The following is a 541-nucleotide window of genomic DNA, read 5'->3' on the forward strand; positions in this document are numbered from 1 at the left end:
GGGTACCCGCGCATGTCCACGCCTTCTCGGGGCCAGCAGCCCGGCCAGCCACAGCAGCCGTCCCAGCCACAGGCCCCGAAACCTCACAAGAAGAAGAGCAAGGGCAAGACCTGTGCCGGAGTCTGCTGCCTGGGCGTCGTCGGCATCCTGGTCATCGCCGGCGCGATCTCCGCTGCCACCGGCGGCAAGCCCAGCAGCGGTACCGCCAAGAGCCCGGCCGCCGCACCCTCGGACACCGGCAACGGCTCCAAGGCCTCCGCCTCGCGCTCCGCCCCCCACAAGGAGGCACCACAGACCATCACCTACGTCGTCACCGGCACCAGCGGCGCCGACGTGCAGTACGGCCCGGCCGGAGCCTTCACCCAGGGCAAAGCGCCGATGAACGTGACCAGACCGCTCGAGAACCCGCAGCACTACGCGATCACCGCACAGCTTCAGGGCAGCGGCCATATCACCTGCCAGTTGAAGATCAACGGCAAGATCGTCTCGCAGTCCACCGCGTCGGGCAGCCACAACATCGCCTCCTGCGAGATCAACAAAG

Annotated in this window: 1 protein-coding gene; it reads left to right on the plus strand. The window is 67.8% G+C overall.

Annotated features, from left to right (window positions below; translation table 11 throughout):
- Positions 1 to 12: 12 nt before the first annotated feature.
- The coding region (locus tag IEZ19_RS50165) for a hypothetical protein (RefSeq protein WP_189318004.1) at positions 13 to 541 on the plus strand (529 nt) is incomplete at its 3' end.

Origin of the sequence: Streptomyces brasiliensis, assembly GCF_014647875.1 — a bacterium.
Taxonomy (GTDB): domain Bacteria; phylum Actinomycetota; class Actinomycetes; order Streptomycetales; family Streptomycetaceae; genus Streptomyces; species Streptomyces brasiliensis.